Origin of the sequence: Paenibacillus ihbetae, from assembly GCF_002741055.1 — a bacterium.
GTDB classification, from domain to species: Bacteria; Bacillota; Bacilli; order Paenibacillales; family Paenibacillaceae; genus Paenibacillus_AQ; species Paenibacillus_AQ ihbetae.
On record NZ_CP016809.1, the window covers coordinates 4,487,332 to 4,512,278 of the forward strand.

At 52.7% G+C, this 24,947-nt stretch carries 25 protein-coding genes, 1 pseudogene and 1 riboswitch; of the genes and pseudogenes, 19 read left to right on the forward strand and 7 right to left on the reverse strand.

From position 1 onward, the window contains the following. Positions 1-81 precede the first annotated feature (81 nt). The 3 genes from BBD41_RS20110 to BBD41_RS20120 all read left to right on the forward strand — a co-directional run bounded on the left by BBD41_RS20110 (position 82) and on the right by BBD41_RS20120 (position 2,339). Positions 82-1,107: a TIR domain-containing protein gene (locus BBD41_RS20110; protein WP_077567920.1), complete on the forward strand. Its 1,026-nt coding sequence runs from the start codon at positions 82-84 to the stop codon at positions 1,105-1,107. After that, positions 1,104-1,343, forward strand: coding sequence for a hypothetical protein (locus tag BBD41_RS20115; RefSeq protein WP_007127192.1), 240 nt, complete (start codon positions 1,104-1,106; stop codon positions 1,341-1,343). Before BBD41_RS20110 ends, BBD41_RS20115 begins: the two co-directional genes overlap by 4 nt. Before the next feature lie 219 nt (positions 1,344-1,562). Then, a complete protein-coding gene (locus BBD41_RS20120; protein WP_077567919.1) occupies positions 1,563-2,339 on the forward strand; it encodes an MBL fold metallo-hydrolase in 777 nt (258 codons plus the stop codon). Positions 2,340-3,029: 690 nt separating this feature from the next. On the opposite strand, the gene BBD41_RS20125 is transcribed toward BBD41_RS20120, so the two are convergent. Continuing rightward, the gene (locus BBD41_RS20125) at positions 3,030-4,682 is read right to left on the reverse strand and encodes a CocE/NonD family hydrolase (protein WP_077567918.1); all 1,653 of its coding nucleotides are present in this window, start codon (positions 4,680-4,682) and stop codon (positions 3,030-3,032) included. Positions 4,683-4,841: 159 nt separating this feature from the next. Here BBD41_RS20125 and BBD41_RS20130 point away from each other — a divergent pair, with 159 nt between their 5' ends. Continuing rightward, positions 4,842-5,432: a TetR/AcrR family transcriptional regulator gene (locus BBD41_RS20130; protein WP_157929323.1), complete on the forward strand. Its 591-nt coding sequence runs from the start codon at positions 4,842-4,844 to the stop codon at positions 5,430-5,432. A gap of 89 nt (positions 5,433-5,521) precedes the next feature. After that, positions 5,522-5,806 (forward strand): annotated as a pseudogene (locus tag BBD41_RS30675) (IS1380 family transposase); the annotation flags it as partial. A 222-nt stretch (positions 5,807-6,028) separates the two neighbouring features. Here the strand turns inward: BBD41_RS30675 and BBD41_RS30680 are convergent. Further along, positions 6,029-6,232 (reverse strand): YgaP family membrane protein, encoded by a 204-nt coding sequence (locus BBD41_RS30680; RefSeq protein WP_077567916.1) that lies wholly within the window; start codon positions 6,230-6,232, stop codon positions 6,029-6,031. 81 nt (positions 6,233-6,313) lie between these two features. Further along, the gene (locus BBD41_RS20145) at positions 6,314-6,787 is read right to left on the reverse strand and encodes a MarR family winged helix-turn-helix transcriptional regulator (RefSeq protein WP_077567915.1); all 474 of its coding nucleotides are present in this window, start codon (positions 6,785-6,787) and stop codon (positions 6,314-6,316) included. 259 nt (positions 6,788-7,046) lie between these two features. Between BBD41_RS20145 and BBD41_RS20150 the strand changes: the two genes are divergently transcribed. From BBD41_RS20150 to BBD41_RS20160, 3 genes are all read left to right on the forward strand, one after another. Further along, the gene (locus BBD41_RS20150) at positions 7,047-7,658 is read left to right on the forward strand and encodes a TetR/AcrR family transcriptional regulator (protein WP_077567914.1); all 612 of its coding nucleotides are present in this window, start codon (positions 7,047-7,049) and stop codon (positions 7,656-7,658) included. 7 nt (positions 7,659-7,665) lie between these two features. Next, the gene (locus tag BBD41_RS20155) at positions 7,666-8,259 is read left to right on the forward strand and encodes a GNAT family N-acetyltransferase (RefSeq protein WP_077567913.1); all 594 of its coding nucleotides are present in this window, start codon (positions 7,666-7,668) and stop codon (positions 8,257-8,259) included. 688 nt (positions 8,260-8,947) lie between these two features. Continuing rightward, positions 8,948-9,712, forward strand: a complete 765-nt coding sequence (locus BBD41_RS20160; protein ID WP_099478546.1) for a MerR family transcriptional regulator — start codon at positions 8,948-8,950, stop codon at positions 9,710-9,712. Positions 9,713-9,829: 117 nt separating this feature from the next. Here the strand turns inward: BBD41_RS20160 and BBD41_RS20165 are convergent, their stop codons facing one another. Both BBD41_RS20165 and BBD41_RS20170 read right to left on the reverse strand, forming a co-directional pair. Next, a complete protein-coding gene (locus BBD41_RS20165; protein WP_077567911.1) occupies positions 9,830-10,636 on the reverse strand; it encodes a Cof-type HAD-IIB family hydrolase in 807 nt (268 codons plus the stop codon). A 77-nt stretch (positions 10,637-10,713) separates the two neighbouring features. Continuing rightward, positions 10,714-11,628, reverse strand: a complete 915-nt coding sequence (locus BBD41_RS20170) for a DMT family transporter (RefSeq protein WP_099478547.1) — start codon at positions 11,626-11,628, stop codon at positions 10,714-10,716. A 357-nt stretch (positions 11,629-11,985) separates the two neighbouring features. On the opposite strand from BBD41_RS20170, the gene BBD41_RS20175 reads away from it, so the two are divergent. Next, positions 11,986-12,699: a metal-dependent hydrolase gene (locus BBD41_RS20175; protein ID WP_099478548.1), complete on the forward strand. Its 714-nt coding sequence runs from the start codon at positions 11,986-11,988 to the stop codon at positions 12,697-12,699. Positions 12,700-12,840: 141 nt separating this feature from the next. Here BBD41_RS20175 and BBD41_RS20180 read toward each other — a convergent pair whose 3' ends face one another. Further along, positions 12,841-13,842 carry a lipoate--protein ligase gene (locus BBD41_RS20180; protein WP_077567908.1) on the reverse strand — a complete coding sequence of 334 codons (1,002 nt, stop codon included), beginning with the start codon at positions 13,840-13,842 and terminating at the stop codon, positions 12,841-12,843. A gap of 161 nt (positions 13,843-14,003) precedes the next feature. Between BBD41_RS20180 and cobD the strand changes: the two genes are divergently transcribed. From cobD to BBD41_RS20200, 4 genes are all read left to right on the forward strand, one after another. Continuing rightward, positions 14,004-15,128 carry a threonine-phosphate decarboxylase CobD gene (gene cobD, locus BBD41_RS20185; protein WP_099478549.1) on the forward strand — a complete coding sequence of 375 codons (1,125 nt, stop codon included), beginning with the start codon at positions 14,004-14,006 and terminating at the stop codon, positions 15,126-15,128. A 303-nt stretch (positions 15,129-15,431) separates the two neighbouring features. Then, the gene (locus tag BBD41_RS20190; RefSeq protein WP_099478550.1) at positions 15,432-16,169 is read left to right on the forward strand and encodes an adenosylcobinamide amidohydrolase; all 738 of its coding nucleotides are present in this window, start codon (positions 15,432-15,434) and stop codon (positions 16,167-16,169) included. After that, a complete protein-coding gene (gene cbiB, locus BBD41_RS20195; RefSeq protein WP_099478551.1) occupies positions 16,166-17,143 on the forward strand; it encodes an adenosylcobinamide-phosphate synthase CbiB in 978 nt (325 codons plus the stop codon). The genes BBD41_RS20190 and cbiB overlap by 4 nt, the downstream gene beginning before the upstream one ends. Further along, a complete protein-coding gene (locus BBD41_RS20200; protein ID WP_237086845.1) occupies positions 17,140-18,033 on the forward strand; it encodes a histidine phosphatase family protein in 894 nt (297 codons plus the stop codon). Before cbiB ends, BBD41_RS20200 begins: the two co-directional genes overlap by 4 nt. A 51-nt stretch (positions 18,034-18,084) precedes the next feature. Here the strand turns inward: BBD41_RS20200 and BBD41_RS20205 are convergent, their stop codons facing one another. Further along, the gene (locus BBD41_RS20205) at positions 18,085-18,597 is read right to left on the reverse strand and encodes a GNAT family N-acetyltransferase (RefSeq protein WP_099478552.1); all 513 of its coding nucleotides are present in this window, start codon (positions 18,595-18,597) and stop codon (positions 18,085-18,087) included. Positions 18,598-18,769: 172 nt separating this feature from the next. Continuing rightward, positions 18,770-18,979: riboswitch (cobalamin riboswitch) on the forward strand. Positions 18,980-19,388: 409 nt separating this feature from the next. Between BBD41_RS20205 and BBD41_RS20210 the strand changes: the two genes are divergently transcribed. The 6 genes from BBD41_RS20210 (at position 19,389) to cobS (ending at position 24,773) form a co-directional block, all read left to right on the forward strand. Then, positions 19,389-20,399, forward strand: coding sequence for an ABC transporter substrate-binding protein (locus tag BBD41_RS20210; protein ID WP_099478553.1), 1,011 nt, complete (start codon positions 19,389-19,391; stop codon positions 20,397-20,399). Beyond that, a complete protein-coding gene (locus tag BBD41_RS20215) occupies positions 20,396-21,442 on the forward strand; it encodes a FecCD family ABC transporter permease (protein ID WP_077567902.1) in 1,047 nt (348 codons plus the stop codon). Before BBD41_RS20210 ends, BBD41_RS20215 begins: the two co-directional genes overlap by 4 nt. Further along, complete coding sequence (locus BBD41_RS20220) at positions 21,442-22,227, forward strand: ABC transporter ATP-binding protein (protein WP_099480709.1); 786 nt, start codon at positions 21,442-21,444, stop codon at positions 22,225-22,227. Before BBD41_RS20215 ends, BBD41_RS20220 begins: the two co-directional genes overlap by 1 nt. An 88-nt stretch (positions 22,228-22,315) precedes the next feature. After that, the gene (cobT, locus tag BBD41_RS20225; RefSeq protein WP_099478554.1) at positions 22,316-23,383 is read left to right on the forward strand and encodes a nicotinate-nucleotide--dimethylbenzimidazole phosphoribosyltransferase; all 1,068 of its coding nucleotides are present in this window, start codon (positions 22,316-22,318) and stop codon (positions 23,381-23,383) included. Beyond that, positions 23,380-23,955, forward strand: coding sequence for a bifunctional adenosylcobinamide kinase/adenosylcobinamide-phosphate guanylyltransferase (gene cobU, locus BBD41_RS20230; RefSeq protein WP_099478555.1), 576 nt, complete (start codon positions 23,380-23,382; stop codon positions 23,953-23,955). The genes cobT and cobU overlap by 4 nt, the downstream gene beginning before the upstream one ends. Beyond that, entirely contained in the window at positions 23,952-24,773 is an 822-nt protein-coding gene (gene cobS / locus BBD41_RS20235) for an adenosylcobinamide-GDP ribazoletransferase (RefSeq protein WP_099478556.1), read from the forward strand. The genes cobU and cobS overlap by 4 nt, the downstream gene beginning before the upstream one ends. Positions 24,774-24,947 lie beyond the last annotated feature (174 nt).

Sequence of the window (24,947 nt, forward strand, 5' to 3'; positions counted from 1 at the left end):
ATTTTTACCCAAAAATAGGCAACTTTGTTATAATGATCGAATAAGACTAAAATGTATAACAAAGGGAGACTCGGATTGCCTATGTCCATGCCGAAACCGAAATTATTCATCGGCTCCTCCAGAGAGTCCATCAAGTATGCCCGAGCGATCCACGAACAGCTCAAACGGACGGCACAGGTGACACCTTGGTATGGCGGTACGTTCGGGGCGAACATGTATACGATGGAGGCTTTGGAGAAGCAGCTTGCGTCCAGTGACTTTGGTGTGTTCGTATTTGCTCCAGACGATGTGGCGTTGATTCGAGGCAAGCATGTCTTTGTAACCCGCGACAATACCCTGTTTGAAATGGGCCTGTTCTGGGGAAGGCTCGGAAGGCGAAGGGTGTTCTGCATCATCCCCGATCACGTGGAGCCGGATGATGAGTCCGTGCAGGACGTGACGGTTAAGGAATATCATCTGCTCTCCGATCTGCAGGGCATTACGCTGCTGGAATATGAGCTGCGAAGCGACAACGATTATAAATCGGCGGTGGATGTCGCATGCGGGCATATTATGCATGCAATCGAGGCGGAAGGGGCTTATATCAGCCCGAACGACGTGATTGAGCAGAAGGAATTGGAGCTTAGGCGCAAGCAGAGCGTGCTGCATTTTTTCTGGGAATATAACCGGAATGTGCATGTAACCGACGAGGCGGAGAAGTATCATGCGCTGAGTGAAGCCGTGCGCAATTCCCTGCTGCCGCCCGGCAAAGGCGATTACCGGGTAACGGGGGCTGCCTTCTGGGCTCGAAAAGGAGATGAGGGAATCGGGCATATTGGGGGTAATGTAGGAAGAGGGAGATTTTTCCCGTTTGGCGAGAGTCGTTCCCCGAGCAACCAGTCGATTTACGTGATGGATGTCTATAATAGTGGAAAATGGGCATTTTATCACGAAGAGGAAGTTGCGCAGGTGTATGTGTTCTGCTATCCTTTAGGGGAGAATCATGTGCTGTCGGTGCATTTTACAGGACATGACGTTCTTTCGGAGGACGAACTCGCGGAGATTGTGGAACAGAACCGTGAGCTGCTTCGTACCATCAGGCATTTAGTTGGAGGGGATTCGCCATGAGCAGGAATGAGAGAAAAAAAACAACTTCATCAAGTCAGCCGCAAGAGTCCGCCAATGGGAGCTGGGTGGTTCGGGGACCGGTGCCGATGCTGAGTACGCTGAAATCGCGAAACCGCAAGGTAAGGCGCCAGAGCAAGAATAGCGTGTATGTCGGCCCTTCGGTTGAAGGTGTAGATAAGAAATATGTCAAGGTCATCAGCGGAGCTGTTGATGATAATAAGCCCTCATTTGCTTAGATAATAAGGATGCTAAATGGATTGCTTAGGATCGCTAAATAGAAGACAAGACCGCTAGGCATGGGCCGGGGCGGTTTTTTGTTCATTTGAAGGCTGCTTTGCTTTGACAAGGAGGCTTGGAGCGATCCGTCCCCGGGAACGAAATCGACGGGACAAGCGTTCACCAAGAAACTAGAAATGCCTATATCGACAGATGCGGTTAGAACGGAGGAGAGGCAGATGGAGGATCGGCTTACTTTTTTGGGTACAGGGGATGCGATGGGAGTACCTCGGGTGTATTGTGATTGCCTGGTCTGTACAGAGGCACGGGAGACGGGGATGAATCGCCGGCTTCGTTCCTCGGTGCTGGTGGAGGGCGACGGCGAGGAATTCATCATCGATTGCGGACCGGATTGGCGCTTCATGATGGAGCGCCTCGGCAAGCGAAAGGTGAGGGATATGCTGATTACCCATGCCCATTTCGACCACATTGGCGGACTTCCGGAATGGAGCGATGCGTGCCGGTGGCTAGGCGAGAAAGGGCGGTTATACGCGCCGGCCGAGGTGCTGGAGCAGATTGTCCGGCAATACCCGTGGCTGCCGCGGCAGATGGAGATGACCGCTGTCGATGATGGAGCTGCGCTATGCGGCTGGGCCATAACCTGCTGGAAAGTAAACCATGGCAAGAACGGCTTCAGTTATGCGTACCGATTCCGCAAGGGCAATTATCATTGGGCATATAATTCCGATTCCATTAACCTGAGCCCCGGGGAAAAGGAGCCCCTGCAAGGCCTCGATCTGCTTGTGCTGGGGACCAGCTTCGTGCACGAAACGGCGCCGTTTGAGACGCGCTCCGTCTATGACATGAGGGAGGCCGCGGAGCTGCTGTCCGAGGTGAAGCCGCGCCAGACGATCTATACCCATATGTCCCATGACGTGGACGTGCGGGAGGCCCTCCCGCTGCCCGAAGGGGTGCGCATAGCGAAGGCGGGCATGACGGTACCCTTGCACAAATAGACGGGTGCGAACAACAAATCTGTTGGCTTCGCCCAACTTATATACCTTACGATGAGATGGAGGCGCTCGGGATATTTTTACGTGTGCACCATCTCTTGTTTTTATTCCGTCAAAGACTCCGTCAAAGTTAGACCACAAAGCGCACTCGGAAATATTTGCAACAGTAAATGCCGTCTTACAGCCCATCCCGACCCGAAAAGCACCAGGGGTGGCTGCCCAAACGAAGCCGGGCAGCCACCCCCATCCCCCCAAGCGAACCGAAGGGAGCGCGGGAGCAGGCGACGAAGGAGCGGAGAGGACGAATCGATTCCGGAAAAGCGCAGCGTTCGCCTTTGTTGCCGAATTTCCACCGCTTATGGATTGATCCAGAAATTCGGCGACAACAGCGATTGGAGGAATGATACGTACTCGTAGCTACCCGCGAGGGCAACCGTGGACACATCGGAGAGTGAAAGGTTATTTGAAAAAGTCAATGAGCGGACAGGTAGCGACTCCGCAAGGCTCGTATATTTGGAGTCCATTCGTGGGTTATTCTCACTCAATCAGATAAGGATGACCTCGAATACGATGAGGAATACAAACATTGGCGCGAAGACGCGGACGCGGGTCGTCGCCGGCTTCTAATTATCTCAACTTTCGCAGAGCGATAATCGGCATTATCACAACTCTCAATGCGCTAACATTCGCTAATTATAATAACGTGCCATTCATGACGGGCAGGCTAACACATGACGAATGCAGTTGGTCATGAAATATTTGTTGTTTAGCTTTTACAAATGTTGTATCCGTGCCTGCGGAGTCGTTTGTTCCTAAATTGCGATTAAAACGTGGGAAAGAACCGCTTGAAACCTGTAAGCGTATCTTATGCCCTTTTAAAAAACGATATGCGGTAGGGGCTAGTTCTATAGTGACTTTGTATACCTCTTCTGCTTGATACTGTTTGTTTTCGGGAGTTACACGCAAAATCCCATCGCACACATTGTAAGAAGCACCGTTAGGATGCACATCGCAGACTCTGACAAAGAAATCCAAATACGAAGCGCTTGATAAGAAAAATAATGTAACTTCACATCGGCCAATAATTTCCAAATCATCTATAAATGTTTCTGTTTCATAAGTAAGAACATCACTTCTAGCTTCCAGCTTGCGATTATCAACTACCGATTTCCCGGTTCCAGCTGTACGATATGCGCCTCCGACACTTGGTGTTGGGTTAGAAGGGTCATAGGTATAAGTGTCAGGTTGAGATTCGGGTGCTTTTTGCTTCTTTAACTTCTTGCCAGGATGCAGAAACAGAGTTTGAATTGCTATTCCTGCAGGGGGAAACGAATCGTATTCGCGCCATTCATTTGCGCCCATAACGTATATTTTTACAGGTTGTTTTCTTAATATTTTTTTGTCGCCCAGGAGTATGGCACGCATCCATAGGATAGAGTGATGCAGAGATTGAAACGAAGCTTCGCCTTCAAAATGCGACCATGGACCAATTGTCAAAAACGGTTTTTTTCCGGACGAACACGATACATTATAATCTTTCATAAGTCCAGGGAGCATAACGTCATACCAGCCGGACACCATATGATTAGGGACATCTATTTTACTTATATCCTTTTGAAAATTGGCAGGAATCCAGTATTTATCATCTTTAGATGGATGGGCAAGCAACTCTCTCCAATAGCCTTGGACCTTACCCGTTCGTGGAACATCAAGGCTCTCCAAAGGCAATTTTTTTAATTGTTCAGACATCTTTTTTGTTCCCAAAATGCTGTTTTTCAAATGGGCCAAGAAAGATTTGTTAATAGCTTCTACCATTCCTATCCATCCGTAGAATATTTCAAAATTAAAAGCACCTCCATCATAAATAAAATCATAAGCGTTAGCTCCTACCAAACAAGTGCTCATTGCTTTTAAACATTCATCGCCAGCAGCCGCAAAGGCCCATTGTGTGTATCCTAGATAACTTGCACCATGTACCCCTAAAACACCATTAAACCATGACTGCTGTTTCAACCACTGTATTACAGCGGCGCAATCCGAACGTTCCTGAAGAAAAGGTTGTAAGCTCCCCGATGAACCGCCGGTACCCCGACTGCTCACAACAAGTACCTGGAACCCCTGTTCTACCAGTATTTCGATACTTGAGATGCCCATTTTTCTATTATTATAAACGGATTGTGTTAATATCGTTGGTCTGTTATTCAAGTCCAGAGGGTAGTAATGATCTGCAAGTAAAACTGCGCCATCGGACATCGCTATTTCCAGGTCTCGTTCCTTACCTATCGAATGTGTTTCCGCAGGTGGAAGCTTTGCGGATATGCTCAGTATTTTACTCGTTAAGCTCATAAAACCACTCCTCTACATAATGAACTCAAATAACTGTTTTGAGTACATTATATTTAGAGTCGATTGTTGTGTCAATAGAAAATGAACTATTTAATTATAAATAGTTCATTTTCTGTGGTATAATATGATTCGTATTTGAAAATGAGGAAGGTGACATCGTTGAACGGATACGAAAAAAGAAAGGAAATGAAAAAGGCTACAATTGTGAATGCAACTTTGGAATTAATTCTCAAAAATGGGGTGGCGGGAACTACCATAGAATCCATTGCGAAAAAAGCACAAGTTTCTAAGGTTACCGTTTTCAAGCATTTTTCCAGCAAAGAGAATCTTGTTTTATCGGTTTTTTCGTCATATATGAATAACATGATGGATGAATTTGAAGAACTTATTGCTTCAGATTTGTCGGCAAAAGAGAAAATCTCTAAAGTTTTGGCCGCTAGTGACACTGGCACAGATGCGATAGGCAGCTATTTTTTTAATTCCACCATTTGGAATGACCCTATGATTCAGCATGAATATAGTAAAATCGCTTCAGAGCGAGCTTTGCCTGCTATTGCATCAATATTTAGGCAAGGAAAAGCCGAAGGGGAAATTGATGAAGATATAACGACCGAAGCATTAATGGCGTATATTGGTGCATTAATGGCAATTTTCAAAGATCCTAATTTCTTGGAAAGCAGCCAAGAGTATAAAAATAGTATAAAGAAGCTATATTTTTACGGGATATTCGGAAAGAAAGCCGAGGGCTAATTGATTAAGGACGGGCGTGGGCATTCCGGCGCGACCACTTTAGTTGCGACAGCCCGAGAAAACAAGCGTATGACCCGCGCCCCCGCACGCAAAACGCGACCAGCTTCGGAGGAAGTCAAAATCTTTCTGGCCTTTCTTGAAAAATCAAGCTAGCTGACGCCATGCGCAACCTCTCCGGTGGCAAAGCGCGCAACTCGCTCTTTCCCGTTCACCGTATCCTGCTCTATCTCGTGGCCGGATACTCGGCTGTGAACAGATTTTCCGTTTTTGTCGTCAGTCCGGCGCGGCCAAGGGCACCAATCCGCACAAGCCCGGATGCATAAGCTATGATCCGCTGCTCGCTTTTTGAAGGACAGACCCGGCTTAACCTAAGTAAGTTCGATATGTCTGAGGATTGAGGATTACGATAAGATAGCACAGCATATGGTTCGATAATAGAGAGAAGCGCTGCTTAATTCATACGTAATCCAGAGTTCAGTACTGACGCTCGCCAGCGTTTCCTGTTTCGTTCCCGGATCGGTTCCGCTTGCACACATTAAACAACGCAGCTAAGTTGTCTGCGTTGTTTGCCTATCATATTGCAATCATCGTCTGCGTTATTTGCTAATCGGGATTTTGCAGCTATTTCTGCCGATCAACTTGTTGAACAAACACCAACTGACAGCGGAGGTCAACAGAGGCCATAGCCCGATCAACCCGACCCATCTCCAATTACCATCTAGGATGAATACCAACGAACATAATACGACTCCAAGAACGAATCTTAAAACACGTTCCATACCGCCTACATTTTTGACCATTTGGGTTCCTCCTCGGAAATATGTTGCTTAGGCAACTAAAATAATTGTATTAAAAAAATGTTGCCTTAGCAACATTTGTTTTTAATCGAAAAATTTCTTCATGATATTGCTCTCGATAACGTCGAACACTTTTAATGCATGAACGACGTCATCATGACTCAGGCCTTCATAGATTTGGTCCCGTGTATGAAGGACATGAGGAATCGCCTCCGCCAACAGTTGCTTTCCTTTCTCGGTCGTAAATACACGGTGTTTTCGTTTATCCACCGGATGAGGCCTTCGTTCGACATATTGTTTCTCTTCCATCGAATCAAGAATTCGTTTCATATTCGGACGGTCATTAAACACGCTGTCACCTAATTCAACTTGAGATTGCCCTTCCCTTTCTGCAAGCTTGACAAGGACAAATAGTTGTTCTGGTGTTACATCTATCCCGTTGTGTTGAGCGATCTTAAAGAACATAAACCGGATCAATCGCCACGATCTATATATTCGATAGGGGATACCGTCATCAATGGTAAATTCCTTATGCTCCAACGGTTTGTTATCGGTCATGTGATTTCCTCCGTTCTAAGCAACATTATAGGTTAAACGGAATCAATCGGCAATTTTCGTATCTTGGGAATGGGCGGGTTCGGTAAAGGCAGCGGTTTCGATCAACGCCGCTTCTTTTCGTTGTAATCCTCGGCTCAAAGATCTAACCTACATGCTGATGAAGTAACGGGAATATTTCAATATTTAGATTAAGTATTGTTATTCCAAGCTCAGTGTTTTATAATGAAAAAAAACTCACTCATCAAAAGAGGTGGACACTTTGCCGCGCAGCAAGGAACAGTTTGAAGAAATGCGCAATGCAACTAGGGAAAAAATCCATTCAGCAGCGATGCAGTTATTTGTTCGTCAAGGTTACGGCTCGACGAATGTTCAAGAGATTGCGGATACAGCTGGAATTAGTATTGGACTACTATATCGTCATTACAAAACGAAGGATCAGTTATTTAATGAATTGGTTACATACGCGGTTGAAGGATTGAAACGTATTATTACTTTCTTCGAATCAACCCAATCCCCTAAAACGTTAATGGAACAGTTTGTCGACGAAGTCTACAGCGACATGATCAACGGGGAGCAACTGGCCCATTTACTGATCCTTATCAATCAATCGCTGATAGCTGGAGCTGCCGCAGCCTCAATACAATATGACGAGATCCTCCAGGTAAATGCCAGGTTGCTTGATGCTACAGCACAGCTCATTTGTAAGGGTCAGCAGCTTGGAGAATTTTACACGGGTGATGCACAGGAGATGGCCACCTTATTTTTTGCATCGATTCAAGGATTGGCTCAGATGAAAGTACTACTAAAGAATAATTTTACTATGCCCTCATCATCTACCCTTATCGCATTTCTATTAGTGGAAAGGAAGTGACCATTTCATGATTAATGTGGTTAGAGCTGACCAAGCCGAAGCTGATGTTAGGCAAGGGATAGCTGAAATATTCGCTGAGGGATTCACACAGTGGCTTGGATTTTTCTCTAAGGATCCGAAAAGGATTGCTGCAGCGTTCTCCCATATATTCGTTTTGAACCAATTCTATGTGGCCTTATACAAAGGGCAAGTGGTCGGAATGGCTGCTTGTACAGATGGAACTTCACTCTCGGTTAAATTGGATAAAAAGGAACTTCGCAAACATTTAGGTCTTTATAAAGGCACTCTGGCCGGTATTTTCTTGAAAAAAGAATTTGAAACTAACTCCGTTCGTCCTTCACCTGGTGTCGGCTCCATTGAATTTGTAGGGACGGCATCCAAATTCAGGGGACAGGGCGTTGCTTCACAGCTGATTCGAAAGATCTTTGAGCTTACACCTCATAAGGTTTATTTGATTGAAGAAGTCGCCGACAGCAATATTCCAGCCATGAAACTTTATTATAAATTAGGTTTTGAAGAATACAAACGTAGGCAAATACCCGTTAAACGAGCAAAGAAAATCGGAATCAACTACGTTGTATCACTGAGGTATATCAAATAACGTGAATTAGAAAAAGTCTAACTTTAGCTACGAATTCTAGACCCTAAAGTCAACCGGGCAGAATACGAACTGCCGTCGTTGAGCTAACGGGTACGTTAGTTCCATCAAACAACATGGACGAAGCTGCCGGCATGATCGAGCAGCTTCATTGCGTTAACGGGCAATCAGAGACACTAATAAGTGGTAAAATGTGTAACCTTAATATACTCGTAATCAATGTTTTTGATAAACAATCGTTCGAATAATTATTATGTGAACTCCGTTAGACGTAGGTCATATTCCTGCATTTAAGGTAAGTGCTGATTAATCCATGCGGATCTGCAAGGGCCTGTTGCGCCAACCGTTTCACCTCATTAAAGGATCCGAAGCGATTCACAATGCCTTCCTTCTGATAAATTGTGACCCTGCGACTTGCAACTCCTGTAAGGCTCCGTAGCCACTGGTACGAAAAATGGTTGCAGGAACGGATCTGAGCTCCCAAGGACAATTCGCCAGCGCAACCTTCACCAAAGCCCTTGTCTAGGGACCCAATGAAGCACGTTGTTTTCGTGGCTATGATGCAGACCCCCACTTCCCTCCAAAGCCTTATAGAGAGAATGCAACCTCGATAAGGTTAATGCGGAAGGTTTGCCAGCGCCTTATGTTTCTGGTACATTAGGTTCTCAATCGGGAATGGGAGGGAAATCGCATGCCGTATTACAAGCCGAAGGAAATTGCCGATGAGCTCGGGATCAGCACAAGCGCGTTAAGGCATTATGAATCCTGGGGCGTCGTGCCAGCACCGGAACGAGGCGGGAATGGGTATCGTCTGTATACGCAGGTCCACCTCGCTTATTTCCGCTGCCTCCGGGCCATGTTTCCCGGATTCGGATACGCAGTTACCTACGAGGTGCTTCGTAATGTACAGGATGGAGAGCTGGATGCAGCGTTATGGCTGGTCAATGCGGAGCAGGCCAAGCTTATGCAGGAGAAGAAAACCGCTGACGAAACGCTGGCGATGCTGGAAAATCCGGAGCTGCCCATTGAGAATCAGAAGAAGCTGAAGCCGGTCATGACCATCGGCGAGGTGGCCGAGGCAACGCATGTGGAGCCGTCAGCCATCCGCCATTGGGAGAAGGAGGGTGTGCTGACACCCGATCGGAACCCCGAGAACGGATACCGGCTGTATACGCCAAAGCATGTTCGTCAAGTTTTGCTGATCCGCTCGCTGCGAACGACCGTATTTTTTCTCGATAAAATCAAAGAGATTGTCCAGGTGGTGGAGAATCAGAGCATCGACCATGCCAGAAAGCTGCTGAAGCAAGCGCTGGCCGGCATTCATCAGCGGAATCGTCAGCAATACATCGGGATCCAGAAATTGATGGAGCTGTGTTTGGAGGTAGGACTCATGGAGGCGGGCGAGTCCTCGGAGCACAAACCGATCCATACATTTGATCCGGAGGGGGACCGTTAGCTGAGTCTAGGGGTGGGAGAAGTAAAGCTGGATACAGGTTCATTGAACATAGAACAAGCCCCCATCAGAAATGGAGGCTTGCTTTGCTGTATCTTTGTTTAGAATAAATGGCGAATCTTAGCGCGGGTTGAGGACAAAGGTATCAATGACGTGCTTGACGCCGTCCTCGTTATTGCTCTTCGTCACAAAATCGGCGATTGCCTTCAGCGGCTCAATGGCATTTCCCATCGCAACGCCAAGTCCTGCCGCTTCGAGCATTTCATGGTCATTCCAGGAGTCCCCAATCGCGATGGTTTCTTTCAGATCGCAGCCGAAATGATTGGCCAGGAACGTAAGGGCATGGCCTTTCGTCCCCTCTTTATGCATGAACTCCAGAAAATGCGGCTTCGATTTCGTAATATGCACGTCTTCGCCCAGCAGCTCGCGGAAGATAGGAATGAGCTCGTCCAACACGTCCGGATCATCGATAATAAGCATTTTCGGGGTTGGCTGCTTCACCATCTTCATAAAGTCCGGTTCTATATAATAAGGGGTCCGGTTCAGTGCACAGTAGTCGATCAGCTTTTGGTTTTCCTCACGGGCGTAGAGCTTGTCGTCGATATAGGTCTGCAGATGAAGATTGTGCTCCACGCAGTATTCATAGAGCTTAACGGCGGCATCGACCGGAAAATAGCGCTCGTAGAGCACTTTTTCGTCGAGAAGGTTTTTGATGAGGGCACCTTGATAGGTAATGATCGGGACGTTAAGTCCGGTTTGTCTGGCTATCGCTTGGGCTGATGCATAGGCCCGCCCCGTGGCGAGCGTAACAACGACGCCCTTCGAAACGGCCTCCTCCAGTGCTTGCTGGACCCCGGGCGTAACCTCCTTGTCATCATTGATCAGCGTGTCGTCGATATCGATGGCCATCAGTTTGTAGGTTGTCATGGTCTTCTCTCCTTTGGACTGTCTCTGGTCTCTATCTGTATCTGTATCTTTATCTGTATCTGCCTTCTATTGTACCTCTAAACGGCCTCCGATTGTACCTTTGGCGGCACGGATTTCAATTCCGCAACCACCATCCCGGCCAAAATGCATATACAGCCGATACCGCCGATGAATGTAAGCCGCTCACCCGCGAACAAAATGCCGGTCATCGCTGCAAAAACAGGCTCAGTCGCGAAAATGATCGCGACCCTGGACGGCGTAGTATACTTCTGGCACACCGTTTGGATCCAGAAGGCAAAAGCGCTTGTGGGCCCGATCGATACGGCCAGTGCCCACAGCACCTGGGGCCGGGTCAGCTGATCAAAGAGGGCAGCGGGATCCGAAATAGGCTCCGTTAAGGCAGAAGCGGCGAGGCTAAGCAGTCCGACGACCGCCATTTGCAGCGCCGCGAGCGGCAGGGCAGGATAGCGTCCGGCGTAGATCCCCGTATAACCGATATGCAGCGCAAAACCGATTGCGCATACAAAGATAAGGAGGTCACCGCGGTTCAGGCTCATGCCCGATCCGGAGAAGGTCAGCAAGTACAGCCCTGCCGCAGCGAGCAGCGCGCTGAACCAGGTATACCTGGAAATCGAATGCCGAAGCAGGGCAAAGGACAGGAAGGGGACCAGCACAACGGATAGTCCGGTGATGAACCCCGCATTCGAGGTCGTTGTGTACAGCAATCCTGCGGTTTGAAAGGCATAGCCTATGAACAAAAAAAGGCCCAGCACACACGAGTGCAGGAGCATTTTAAGGGTCATTTCCTTCCATTGGCTCCGATAGAAGACGGTAATGATGATGGCCAGCAGCAAGGCAGCGCCGAGAAAACGGACGCTGTTGAAAGCCATGGGCGGAAGCACGCGTACCGCATGCTGAACGATGAGAAACGTACATCCCCACATCATGGCGACCAGAAGCAGGCTGAGATCGGCAGCGCGAGATCGGTTCACGATGGTGTCATCCTTTCAAATTACTATGTAAATGTTATCTAGCATAATCAAAGCCCGGATTCGACCCGAGCGGCTAGTCGGTAAATCTGCTGCCCCCAAGCGCTCGGGATCAGCCGTCATTTCTTGGCTGGGTCTGGCATCGCGGAGTAGGCAAGTGATCAAATTGTATCCCAAAATGAAGAATCGAACAACCGTTTCAAGGGGTCCTCAGATGGAAGGTCTGGACAAAAAGAGGATGATTTTGCTATACTATTAAACCGAACGTATATTCGCTTCGGGGTGATTGTGAAGCGGTATACAGCGCTATTATAGGACTCCAAGACGCATGGAAAGAGCTGAGAAAGGAAGAATTGCATCATGATGGGAAGAGCACATTTAATTATCAGCACAGGGGTCACGTTATCGGTAATGGGCATGAGCGGGGTTCAGGTGACGCTGCCCGCCGCCGCGGTGGCCTTAGTCAGCTCGCTGCTTCCCGATATTGACGAGCCGAACTCCCTGCTGGTTCGCAAGGCCATTCCTTCCGAAATACTGCGCCTGCTGCAGCTGGCCATGATCGGGGCGGCTCTATTCGTATTGTTCTATGGCCGCGACTATGCGCCATGGAATTTCGCCTTGGCCGGATTAATCGGGGTTGTATCCTTTCTGCCAAGCAGGACGCTTCGGCATGTCGTCATGTTTCTGATCGGGCTTGGCCTCATCGCCTTCGGTCAAGGCTTCAGTCCATGGAACCTGATTGCAGGCAGCGTACTGATCGTGGCCTCGCTTGTCACTCATCGCGGGTTCACGCACACGATTTACGCCGCTTGCGGCTGGTGCGCGCTCCTGTATTTTGCCTCACAGGGCAAGGAGGGAGCGGAAAGCTTGTGGTTTGCCGGAGGCTTGTCGTATTTCATCCATTTGCTCTCCGACGCCTTGACGAATCGAGGCATTCGGCCGCTGCCGCCGCTGAAATGGCGAATCAAGCTGAAGATCATGAGCACGGGGAGCCGCTGGGGCCGCACGGTGGAGAATATCTGCATTCTGCTGACGCTGGTACTGGTGTGGTACGTGTTCATGGCATCGGGCTAATCCCGTTCGCTGGATTCCCTATTGAACAATCGAATCCGATAGATGCGTGCGAATGAAACAGACAACAAGAAGACCCGCCCATCGCAGCGAGCTAACGCGCTTTCGCTAAAGGGCGGGTCTGTTTGTCCACTTAGGAGGATACTATTCCTCAAGGAAGATGAGTCCTACCAGCTCGTCCAGTTCGAGATTGCCGAAATAGTGCTTGACGTCAATGCCGGACAAGGCGGCGCGAACGGTTTGCTCCTCGTATTTTTTGCCGCGGAGGAGGTTTTCGATATCGGCGACATCGCCTACACCGAAGAAATCCCCGTAAATTTTAATTTCTCCGATATGCCCCTCACGAATATCCATCCGGATATCAATAATACCGACCGGAAATTTCTTGGCATGCTTCACGTTGCTCTCCGGCGACAGGCCGTAGTTCCAATCCCAATTCTGATAACGCTCTTTGGAGATTTGGTTGATGATCTCCCAATCCTTGTCCTGCAGCACATACTGCGGCACCTGATCCGGCTCCATGCCAAAAATGGAACGCAGCAGCTCTGCGCGGAACTCCTCGATCGTCATGTCGGTGCCGAGCAGTTCTTTGATGTTGGCTACGCGGCTGCGCACCGATTTGGTGCTCTTGGATTTGAATTTTTCCGGATTAGCGTTCAAGGAGGCCTGTACATCATCCAGGTTCAAATCGAACATGAGCGTTCCGTGGCTGAACATGCGTCCGCGGGTGGAGAATTGGGCATTGCCCGATATTTTCTTCTCGCCGACCTGAAGGTCATTGCGGCCGCTTAATTCAGCGGGCACGCCCATTTTCCGCAGAAAATCGATGACTGGCTGCGTAAACTTCAGGAAATTGTGGAAGGATTGGCCGTCATCCTTCGTAATAAAGCTGAAATTGAGGTTGCCGAGGTCATGATACACCGCCCCTCCGCCGGACAGCCGGCGAACGACCTGAATGTTGTTGTTGCGGACATATTCCTGATTGATTTCCTCAATCGTATTCTGATGCTTCCCGATAATGATGGAAGGCTTATTAATGTAAAAGAGAAGGTAGCTCTCGTCCATGGACAAGTGCTTCAAGGCATATTCTTCAATCGCCAGATTGATGGCGGGATCGTGGATTCCCTGATTATCGATAAACAGCATAACATCCTCCGTCGTCACATGTATTTAAAATTGGATTGCTTCTTATTCACTTATTGTAAACCAATTGCAGTGCGAAAGACAAAGCATTCCGTATTGACGTTTGGGTGAAGGTACCCACATAATGATGGCATTGCGAGCAGCTAGTACAGGAGCGTGAGAAAATGACGGAAACCAATTTGCCTTGGATCGAAGTATACGGTCACGGAGGCGATATCGAGACGGCCGCGGCGAGGTTTGGACAAAGGGCGGAGGCTATTCTCGACTACAGCGCCAACATTAATCCGTTAGGCCCTCCGGCCGAAGTTATCGCCGCATTGCAGGATGGACTGGGAGCCGTCATTCGTTACCCCGACCCGGGGCATCGCGGATTCAAGGCGATGCTTGCCGAGCACCTGGGAACCCGGCCAGACAATATTCTGGTCGGAAACGGTGCCGCCGAATGCATGGCCCTGCTCTTGCTGGCACTAAAGCCGGGGATTGTCGGCGTCGTGGATCCCTGTTTCTCGGAATACCGCGAACTGGCACTAAAATTCGGAGCGGACATTCGCTCTGTAACCGGCGAGAAGGAGCGGGCATGGCGCGCCTCCCCTCGGCGGATCATGGAGCTGTTCTCCGGCTGCGACCTGGTGTTCCTGGGACAGCCCAACAACCCGAACGGCATGCAGTACAGCCTGGAAGACATTCGGGCAATCGCAGGGGAGGCGCAGCGGCAGGGGACGTGGCTCGTGCTGGATGAAGCGTTCATGGATTTCATTCCGTTAGCGGAGAGGCAGACGCTGCTGCCGGAGCTGTCCTCTTATTCAAGGACCGTCATTATAAGATCGATGACCAAGTTCTACGCGATACCGGGACTGCGTCTCGGTTATGCGGTCGGCCATCCGGACGTCATCCGCTCCATGTCCGCCAAGCAAGTGACATGGAGCGTCAACGGTCTGGCGCTGATGGCCGGCGAAGCCTGTCTAAGAAGCGGCAGCGAGTATGAGCGGCGAACCCTGGAGCTGATCCATGGCGAGCGTTTGAGGCTGATCGAGGGGCTGCAGGCGCTCAGTGTGGATGTGACCCCTGGCGAGGTCAACTATTTGCTGGGAGAGCTGCCGGCCGGTTGGACGGCCGCGGCATTTCAAGCGGAAATGGGCAGGCGAGGTGTCCTGATTCGCAGCTGTGCCATGTATCCGGGACTCGGAGAACGCCATTTCCGCCTGGCCGTAAAGGATGCGGAATCCAACATTAGGCTGCTGCAAACCGCTGCGGAAGTGCTTCAGGGATCGGCTCGGCCGGAGGTGTAAAGGGCGGCGCCCTACGTTCCATAGTGTCGAGGCAGCAAGCCTAAGCTTGCGTTACCTGAGGGGACAATCGGGTTCGAAGAACAGATATGCATCTCGCATTCACCAGTCTCCCTTGAATACTGCAGTTATGGCGAGGAACGAGCCAGGCGCTTTGGGGAAGATGGGCAACCAGCCCTCCAAGCATGCCCCACCAAGCATCGTGCATACAGGGAGAAGTATGCACGATATTTAAACTCCCCCGTCACTTCGCAGTGACTTTGAACGGGGAGCCATTTCAAATGTTTAGAGCAGGGAGAGAGAGACGTGCCAGTACCTTTTTTGCGCGTGAAGGAGCCGCGCAGTTATTCGTCCGCCGTATGGCCGGGCCTGATCGTTTCATTCGAGGTTTCCCCGGAGCACCCGCATATCCGCATATCGCTGCCGCAGCCGGCGGATGCCTTGGGCAGCGCGGTATACGGCGGAGGTTATGCAAGATTGAACCATATCGTTAACCGGTATGTGGACCGGCGCTACGATTGCAGTGATCCCGTAAAGGATATGCATAGCTTCATTCGCGGCTGCGGATACCCGGAGGATGCGACGGCCGGGTTATTAACCGCCGTGCGGCTGAAATATGCTTCAATCTGGGAGGAAGGCGGCTCCCAGGCTTCCATACTGTGCTGCACAACGGCCGGAACAGGCAATGCCGCGCGGGCAGGCATCAACCGGACCACCTTCGCCGCATATCAGCCGGGGACGATCAATATCATGCTGATGATCGACGGACGGTTGACGCCGGCCTGCATGGTGAACGCGATCTTGACCGCTACGGAAGCGAAAGCGGCAGCGCTCGGGGACTTGGGTATTGCAGATCATGAAACCGGGGCCGCTGCTACCGGGACGACGACCGATGCGATCATCGTCGCCGTCAGCGGAAATGAGGCCTACGGAGTGGAGCATCGATATGCCGGAACCGCAACCGACCTTGGCGGTATGATTGGACGCCTCGTGTATAACAGCATTACGGAAAGCGTCCGGACAGAAAGAGATGATCGGTCATGACCGCGGTCTGGATTATTTGGGCGGCCGTTGTGATCGATCTGCTGATCGGTGACCCCAGATGGCTTCCGCACCCGGTTATCGGCATGGGTAAAGCGATCCGCGCAGTGGAGAAGCTGATTCGCGCCCGGACCCAATCGCCGGCTGGTTTGAAGCGGGCCGGCATTCTGCTCCCGCTGATCGTTGCAGGCGGTTCTTATGCAATCACGCTGCTGCTCCTGATGCTGTGTGCCTTTATTCATCCTTGGCTGGCTGCAGGCGCAGAAGCGGTGCTCATTGCGACAACCATCGCGGTAAAAGGGCTGCGCGATGCCGGCCTTGAGGTTTACGGCCACCTTCGTGCCGGCGATCTACCGGCTGCCCGCCGCTCGCTGGGCATGATCGTAGGAAGGGACACGGCCCATTTGGATGAGCCGGAAATCGTACGGGGTACGGTGGAGACGGTGGCGGAAAATATCGTCGATGCGGTCATCTCCCCGCTGCTGTATGCCCTCATCGGCGGGGCGCCCTTGGCGATGGCTTACCGGGCGGTGAACACGCTTGATTCGATGGTGGGGTACAAGAATGAGAAATACGAGCATCTTGGCTGGGCATCGGCCCGGCTGGATGATATCGCGAACTGGATTCCCGCCCGGCTGACGGCGGGACTGGTGGCGATCTCGGCCGCGATGCTCTCTTTGCCATGGCGGAAGTCCATCGCAACCGTTCGAAGAGATGCGAGGAAGCACCCGAGCCCGAACAGCGGATTTCCCGAATCGGCGGTGGCCGGCGCGCTCGGCATTCGCCTTGGCGGGGAAAATTCATATCAAGGCATCGTTTCGTTCCGGGCGTATATGGGCGATCCGGAGCGGACGCTGAATGCGGAAGACATTCGAACCTCGACCCGGCTGCTCCTTGCGTCTTCGGTGATTTTTGCCGTGATCGGCACCGCAGCATTGGCAATCGTGATTGCCGCAGGCGGGGGAGGATGGGCATGAGGGAGCCGAAGGATATCGTAAATGCAAACGATGAGGATGCAGGAATGGAAGCGATCGACATGAGCGAGGCAATTGATGCAAACGCCAAACAGGAAGCGATCGATGCGAAAGAGGCAAAAAACGAACAGAACGCAGAAGGTACACAGCCTGCACATCCCGCGGGGGGCGACCGGAATAACCAGCTGCTTGAAAAAGATACGAATCCGCTGCAGGTTGTCCTGCACCTGGTCCGCCACGGCGTTACCCGGTGGAATCAGGAACGGCGGTACCTCGGCCATGAGGATCAGGGCGTGATATCCGGGGAGCTGGAACGGCTGGCCCCGCTGGCACGGCGGCTTCAAGGCATGCACTGGGGACGCGTTTACTGCAGCGACCTGCTCAGATGCAGGCAGACTCTTCGCTATTTGCTGACCGGTAACGAGGTTCAAAGTGCCGCTTTATCTGGCAATACGGAAGCATTGCCCCTTCCGGGAACCGTGTATGACCGCAGGCTGCGCGAGCTCCATTTCGGCGAATGGGAGGGGAAAACCTACGAGGATTTGAAGGGCGATCCTTTATATCGACGCTGGATTGAGGACCCGGCAGCTGTCACTCCGCCGGGCGGAGAGAGCTGGGAAGCCTTCTCGTCCCGGATTCAGCATTTTTTGGCGGGGATGCATCAAGATCTAAGCCGCAGCTGTGGGAAGGATGAGAACGGGGAAGCCGGAGGACGGAGTTCCCAAAAAACGCCCGACCTGCTGGCCGTCACGCATGGCGGCGTGATTCGCCAGATTGCGGCGGCTACGGTTCCGGACACCCCTTTTTGGAGCTTGCGTATCCTGCCGGGTGAGGAGCTTAGGCTGAAGCTGGCTTGGAACGGACTGGGCTGGCAAGGCGAGATCATGAGCTGACAGCCCTGCCATACCCGTTGGCAAGGACCTTGGGCAATCCACAAGAAAGCATCAACGGATCTCCAGATCGAGATGCAAAATATGCTGGATGCCTTGCACGCCCATAACCCGGTATCCCCTGTCACGAAAGCCGGCTCGAAGATAGACGTGACGGGCATGCTCATTGCGGGCGTTTACCGCCAGGGCAATCTCGTTCACCCCCGGCAGGCGGGAGCGAATAAATTCGGGCAGCAGCCGCATGGCAGCCTGGCCGTAGCCCCGCCCCTGCTCCTTGTGATCCACGGACAGGGCGCGGAGGAGCACGGCGTTTTGATTCGGCGTATAACGCGCGATCCGTTCCCCGCGATCCAGGACGAAGAAGGCGACGGGCTTATCCGCCGCGAGCAGAACGACCGGCAGCTTCTCTGCGGGAGGATCGCCGAGCTTCTTCAGCACTTCGTTCGGAAGCGAAGTGAATCTTCGCTGGTGCTCCGGGAGGGAGAATTGGCTCAGCACCGGAAGATGTCCGGGTTCGAGGGCGCTCAGACGAAGTCTCTCCGGCTTATCGTTTGAAGGCATATTCATCACGGATTTCACCCTCCGTTTCAAAAAGATGTGATTTCAGGCGAATAATGAACGATAACAAGAACTTTCAGTACCATTATACTCGAAGAATGGGTTAATCCTTAAGTTGTAAGGCCGGGGGTTATCCCCTATAATCTTGTTCAGAGAAATCCAGCTTGGCTATATAAGCATGATTCATATGATTTGCGAGGGTCCTGGACAGGCAGCCGGCATGACGGCATGCCTTTCGGGTTAATAGGGAAGCCGGTGCAAATCCGGCACGGTCCCGCCACTGTGAAGCAGGAGACTTCCCCTTAATGCCACTGAGCGCTGATGCGCTTGGGAAGGCGGAGAAGTCGTTAGGCCTGTAAGTCAGGAGACCTGCCCTCGGCAATGAATGACGGTCCTTCGAGGAGAGGATTACGTTCACTTGGACCCGTTTTGATCGCGGGAGCGGCAGGAGCTGTCATGGCACAGTTTTTCGGCAAGAAGCTGCTTTCTTGATGATCAATGCTATATGTTTGCAGGTGTCCTGAAGCTGAAACGTAATCCCCGATTCCTTAATGCTCAAGGAGTCGGGGATTTTTGCTGGAGAACGAGAAGCAATGCCGGCCTCCTGATTCCCGATCCCGCTGCCGGGGCAGCTCGGTAAACCGCTTCCGGCCGGATTGCGGGGAACAGGACAGGAGGGTCGAGCCGGTTCTCCTTATACATGCGAGGACAGTCGTTTTCATACCCGGTAAGGATCGGAATTGAAGTTGTGAAATATGCAGGCTAGGGTTCTCAATGATGACGTAGGGGGAAACAAGAAAATGAAAGCAATGTTGAAATCATGGTCCGTATTGATCGTGGCGATGCTGATGGCGCTGTCGCTGATCGCCTGCGGAAACGCCGAGGATGCCGCGCCGAAAAGCACGCCTTCGGAAACGCCTGCCCAGCAGGAGAAGCCGGCTGAACAGCCTGCGGAGGATCAGGGTGCGCTGAAGACGCAGTATCCCCTCACCGTTAAGGATGCGACCGGAACAGAGATCACCTTCGAGAAGGCGCCGACCCGTATCGTATCCCTGGCTCCGTCCGAGACGGAAAAGCTGTTTGCCCTCGGGCTGGACGAGGAAATCGTAGGCGTGTCCGATCTGGATGATTATCCGGAAGCCGCGAAATCCAAGCCGAAAATGGGAGGCTTCCAAGTGAATGAAGAGGCTGTAATCGCAGCCGAGGCTGATGTCGTGTTCAGCGCGTCGATGAATGCGGAAAACGCGGAGAAGCTCCGCGGGATGGGCATGAAATTGTTCGTTAACGATCCGTCCACGATTGAAGAAGTCATGTCTTCCATTACGCTGGTCGGACAAATTACCGACCGTCAGGAAGAAGCGCAGACTGTGGTCGAGCAGATGCAGCAGGAGCTGGCAAGCGTTACAGAAGCGGTGAAATCCGTGAAGGAAGAGGACAAGAAGAAAGTGTACGTCGAGTTCTCGCCGGGCTGGACTGTCGGCAAAGGCGAGTTCATGGATGAGATGATCACGCTGGCTGGCGGCGTCAACGCAGCCGGGGATACAGAGGGCTGGTTCGAAATTAGCGAGGAGAACATCATTGCGGCGAATCCGGATGTCATCCTGTATTCGAGCAATGTTGTCGACGAAGCCACCAAGAAAACGCTGGATCAGATGATTAAAGAGCGCGACGGCTGGGATCAGATCGAGGCGATCAAGAACGACCGGGTCATTGCGATGGACGATAATCTGCTGAGCCGTCCGGGACCGCGCGTCACGCAAGGTTTGATTGAAGTGGCCAAAGCCGTTTATCCGGAACTGATGACACCATGAGACAAAAACTGGCGGGTTACGGATCGGCCGGCATTGTCCTGCTGCTGTTGACTTTGATCGTCAGCCTCGGAATCGGCTCGGTCCACCTGCCTGTTAGCGAGATCGGAGCGATGCTGCTGCATCGGCTGCCTTGGGTCGGCGATGCGATCGTCCCGGGCTGGGAGGTATCCTCCGAGCAGATTTTGATGAAGGTGAGGCTCCCGCGGATTCTGCTGGGAATGCTGGTCGGCGCCTCGCTTGCGGTGGCAGGAGCGGCGTTTCAAGGCGTGCTGCGCAATCCGCTGGCTGATCCGTTTACGCTGGGCGTTTCGTCCGGGGCCGCTCTCGGGGCGGCGTCCCTCATTTTTTTCGGGATGGAGTATTCCTTCGCCGGGGGCTACACGCTGCCGCTGGTTGCATTTCTGACCGGAGCGGGTACGCTATGGGTCGTTCTGCTGCTGGCACGGGATCAGGGGAAGCTGCCGGTGCACGGACTCATTTTGTCCGGTGTCGTTATGCAATCCTTTCTCGGCGCCGTCGTTTCCTTCCTGACGGTGATGTCAAAAGACACGGTGAACCAGATCCTGTTCTGGACGATGGGAAGCTTGAGCATGCGCGGATGGTCCTATGTGGCCATCCTTTTCCCGTATTTCGGGGTAGGGCTTATTTATTTGTGGAGCCGTTCGCGGGCATTGAATCTGCTGTCGCTTGGCGAAAGGCAGGCTGCCCATATGGGGCTGAACGTGGATCGGCTGAAGACCAGCGTCTTGGTCGTTGCTACGCTTCTTGCGGCGGCGGCCGTGTCGGTCTCGGGCGTAATCGGATTTGTGGGGCTGGTGGTGCCGCATATGATCCGGCTGATGACGGGCTCGGATTATCGTGTCATTATTCCGATTTCCGCCTTGGGAGGCGCTATTTTCATGGTATGGTGCGATACGGCGGCGCGATCGGTGCTTGCTCCGACTGAAATTCCGCTCGGAGTGGTCACTGCGTTTATCGGCGCTCCGTTCTTTGCGTATTTGCTCTACCGGAACAAGAAGCGGCGCAGGGAGGGATTCTCATGATGATCGTTGCCCAAGGGCTGACAAAGGCCTATGGCCGCACAACGGTATTGTCGGAGGTCGGGCTTCAGGTCGGGAAAGGCGAGTGGTGGGGCATCATCGGACCGAACGGCAGCGGCAAGTCCACACTGATGCAGCTGCTGTCTGGCGTGGAGCGTCCTTCCAAGGGCAGCGTGCGGCTTTTGGACCGCGATATCGGAAGCTACAGCCGCAAAGCGCTCGCCCGAATTGTTGCCGTGCTTCAGCAGGAGGGGCTGGACCCGACTGATTTTACGGTACGGGAGGTGCTTGAGATGGGGCGCTATCCGTTCCTGAACTGGCTGGGCCGGGAGGAGCAGGATGCGGCACCCCTGATTGACAGCATCATGGAGAAGCTGGAGCTTCGCGATATTCAGGAGCGGCGTCTTACGGAGCTGAGCGGCGGCCAGCGGCAGCGGGTTGCGCTCGGCAAGGTGATGGTGCAGGAGCCGTCGCTCCTGATGCTGGATGAACCGACGACCTATCTCGATATTCATTACCAGCTTCAATTCATGGAGATGGTGGATGCTTGGAGACAGACGTCGGAAATTACCGTAATCAGTGTCCTGCACGATTTGAATCTGGCCGCGCAGTTTTGCGATAAGCTGCTCGTGCTGCACGAGGGGCGCGTTGCAGGAATGGGATCACCGGAGGAAGTGCTGACCGAGGCGTATATCAGCCGGATTTTCCGGGTCATGCCTTCCGTCGTCAAGCACCCCGAGAACGGGGCGCCGCAGGTGCTGCTCACGGCGAAGCGGTCAAGGAAATAAGGGCCTGCAAGCCTATGGCTTGCCCAGGGCGCATGGATTCGGATAAAGTAAGTACAAGCGACATAAGCAAAAAAGGGAGGCTTGTTGCATGAAGGAGCTCATGGACCGATTGACGCGATCGGTTGGTACAATCACCGCGCCCAATGCCCGGGCGCAGGCGGAAGCCGCCGCCTATTTGGACAAGCTGACGAAACCTCCCGGGAGCCTCGGCAAGCTGGAATCGCTGGCGATTCAGCTCGCGGGAATCACGGGGACGATCAAGCCCTCCTTCGAGAAAAAGGCCGTCGTGGTCATGGCCGGCGACCATGGGGTGTGCGAGGAGGGCGTCAGCGCTTTCCCGTCAGAGGTAACGCCCCAGATGGTCATGAATTTCCTGAACGGCGGCGCCGCCGTCAACGTATTGGCCCGTCAAGCGGGCGCGGACGTGCTGTGCGTGGATATCGGCGTTGCGGCGGACCTGTCCCATAAACGTCTCCTTTCCCGTAAAATTAATAAGGGAACGAATAATATTGCAAAAGGGCCTGCGATGACGAGGGCGGAGGCCGAGCAGGCGATCATGACCGGTGCCGAGGTAGCCGCCGAGCTCTATTCTCATGGAACCCGGGTGTTCGTGACCGGGGAAATGGGCATCGGCAACACGACACCGAGCGCCGCCGTCTTCGCGGTTCTGTCCGGCAAGCCGCCGGCTGAGGTCGTTGGGCGGGGAACCGGCGTTAGCGACGAGCAGCTGCTGCATAAGATCCGCGTTGTCGAGCAGGCGATCTCGGTCAATCGCCCCCTGGCGGAGGATCCGGTGGATGTGCTTGCCAAGGTCGGCGGGTATGAGCTCGGCGGCCTGGCCGGACTCATTCTCGGCGCGGCGGCCAAGGGCTGCCCTGTCGTTATCGACGGCTTCATATCCAGCGCAGCCGCCCTAATCGCTGCGGCAATTTGTCCTGAATCGCTTTCGTATATGATCGCATCCCACAATTCGAAGGAGCGTGGACATGCCCTGCTGCTGCAAGCGCTGGGACTGTCTCCGATGCTGCATATGGACATGCGTCTTGGCGAAGGAACCGGAGGCGTGTTATGCCTTCATATGATAGAAGCCGCGTGCCGGATCATGAGCGAGATGGCAACCTTCGAAAGCGCGGGAATAAGCGGAGGGGAACGATGAACCCATTAAGCTCGCTCGTAACGGGAGGCGCCCGAAGCGGCAAGAGCTCGTTCGCCGAGAAGCTCTGCATGAAACGGTCGTCCTCGGGCCTTTATATAGCGACGGCTCAGGCGTATGACGATGAAATGAAGGAACGGATTCGGATTCATCAGGACAGGCGCAGCGATGCGGATTATCGCTGGGAGACGGTCGAAGAGCCCGTCGCCTTGCCGGAGCTGCTCGAAACGCTCGGCCAATCGGCATCGGATGCGCCGGCGCTCGTCGTGGATTGCCTGACGCTGTGGCTCACGAACGTGCTGCTCCAGGTCGAGCCGGAGGGAGCCGCGGCCATGGAGGAACGGCTGCAGCTGGATATCGGGAGGCTGGCCCGTGCCGTTGAGACGTATCCCGGAACGGTAATCCTGGTAACGAACGAAGTGGGCTCGGGGATCGTCCCGGAGTATCCGCTGGGCCGAATATTTCGCGATTGGGCCGGGCTGATGAACCAGCGGCTTGCCCGGGTCTGCCATGAAGTATTTCTCGTAACCGCAGGGATTCCGATGGAAATCAAGAGCAGGGAGTATCGGATATGAACAGGATGATGGAAGCGGCCGCGGCCGCTTTTCAATTTTTATCAAGGTTTCCGATCCGGCGGGAGATTCCCTTTACCCCGGAGGTTCAGCAGCGAAGCGTTGTCTTTTATCCGCTGGTAGGAGGCGTGATCGGCCTGACAGTGGCGCTGCTGGGGTGGGGATTAAGCTATGCTCTCCCGACCTTTCCGGCCTCGGTTATCACATTGGCCGTGTGGGTGGGGCTGACGGGCGGTCTTCATCTGGACGGGTGGATGGACAGCGCGGATGCCCTCCTCAGCCATCGGTCTCGTGAGCGGATGCTCGAGATTATGAAAGACAGCCGGGTAGGTGCAATGGGGGTGATCGCCTGTATGCTGCTCCTGCTGCTGAAGGTCTCGCTGATTCAATCGATCTTTGAACTGTCGGGCAGCGACTGGAAGCAGGAAGCGCTACTGCTTGTGCTTGCTCCCGTCTGGAGCCGTTGGTTTATGGTGCACGCGATGTACCGCTGGCCTATGGCACGAGGCAGTGAAGGGCTGGCTGCATTGTTCAGCGGATTATCCAGCTTGCGGAGGCTGCAGGCCGGCTTGACGGCGGTTCTGCTCACGATCGGGGTTCTCATCACGTTCTGGCTGGTCACGGATTCGGCGCATGCTTGGAGCACCGGATTATCGTCGCTCGTGCTTGCCCCGTTCCTGGCTTGGCTGATCGGCTCGGCAGTGGCTGGACGTATGAACCGGCGCCTTGGCGGCCTCACGGGAGACACGTACGGCGCACTGAATGAACTGCTTGAGGCGGCCATTCTGTTATTTGTGGTTCTGCTCCTTCAGGATTGGTGATAGGATAGAGGTAAAAGAGTTTATCTTGGTATTCCGATCTGTATAATCGAATTGATTCGATGCCGGGAAGCGCCGATTTCCGATAAGATTCGGGAAGAACGGGTAATGTAATGTTTAGAGTGGGCGGTGAGTTGGAAATGAATACATACTAGCGCACTTATCCCCACAAGGATG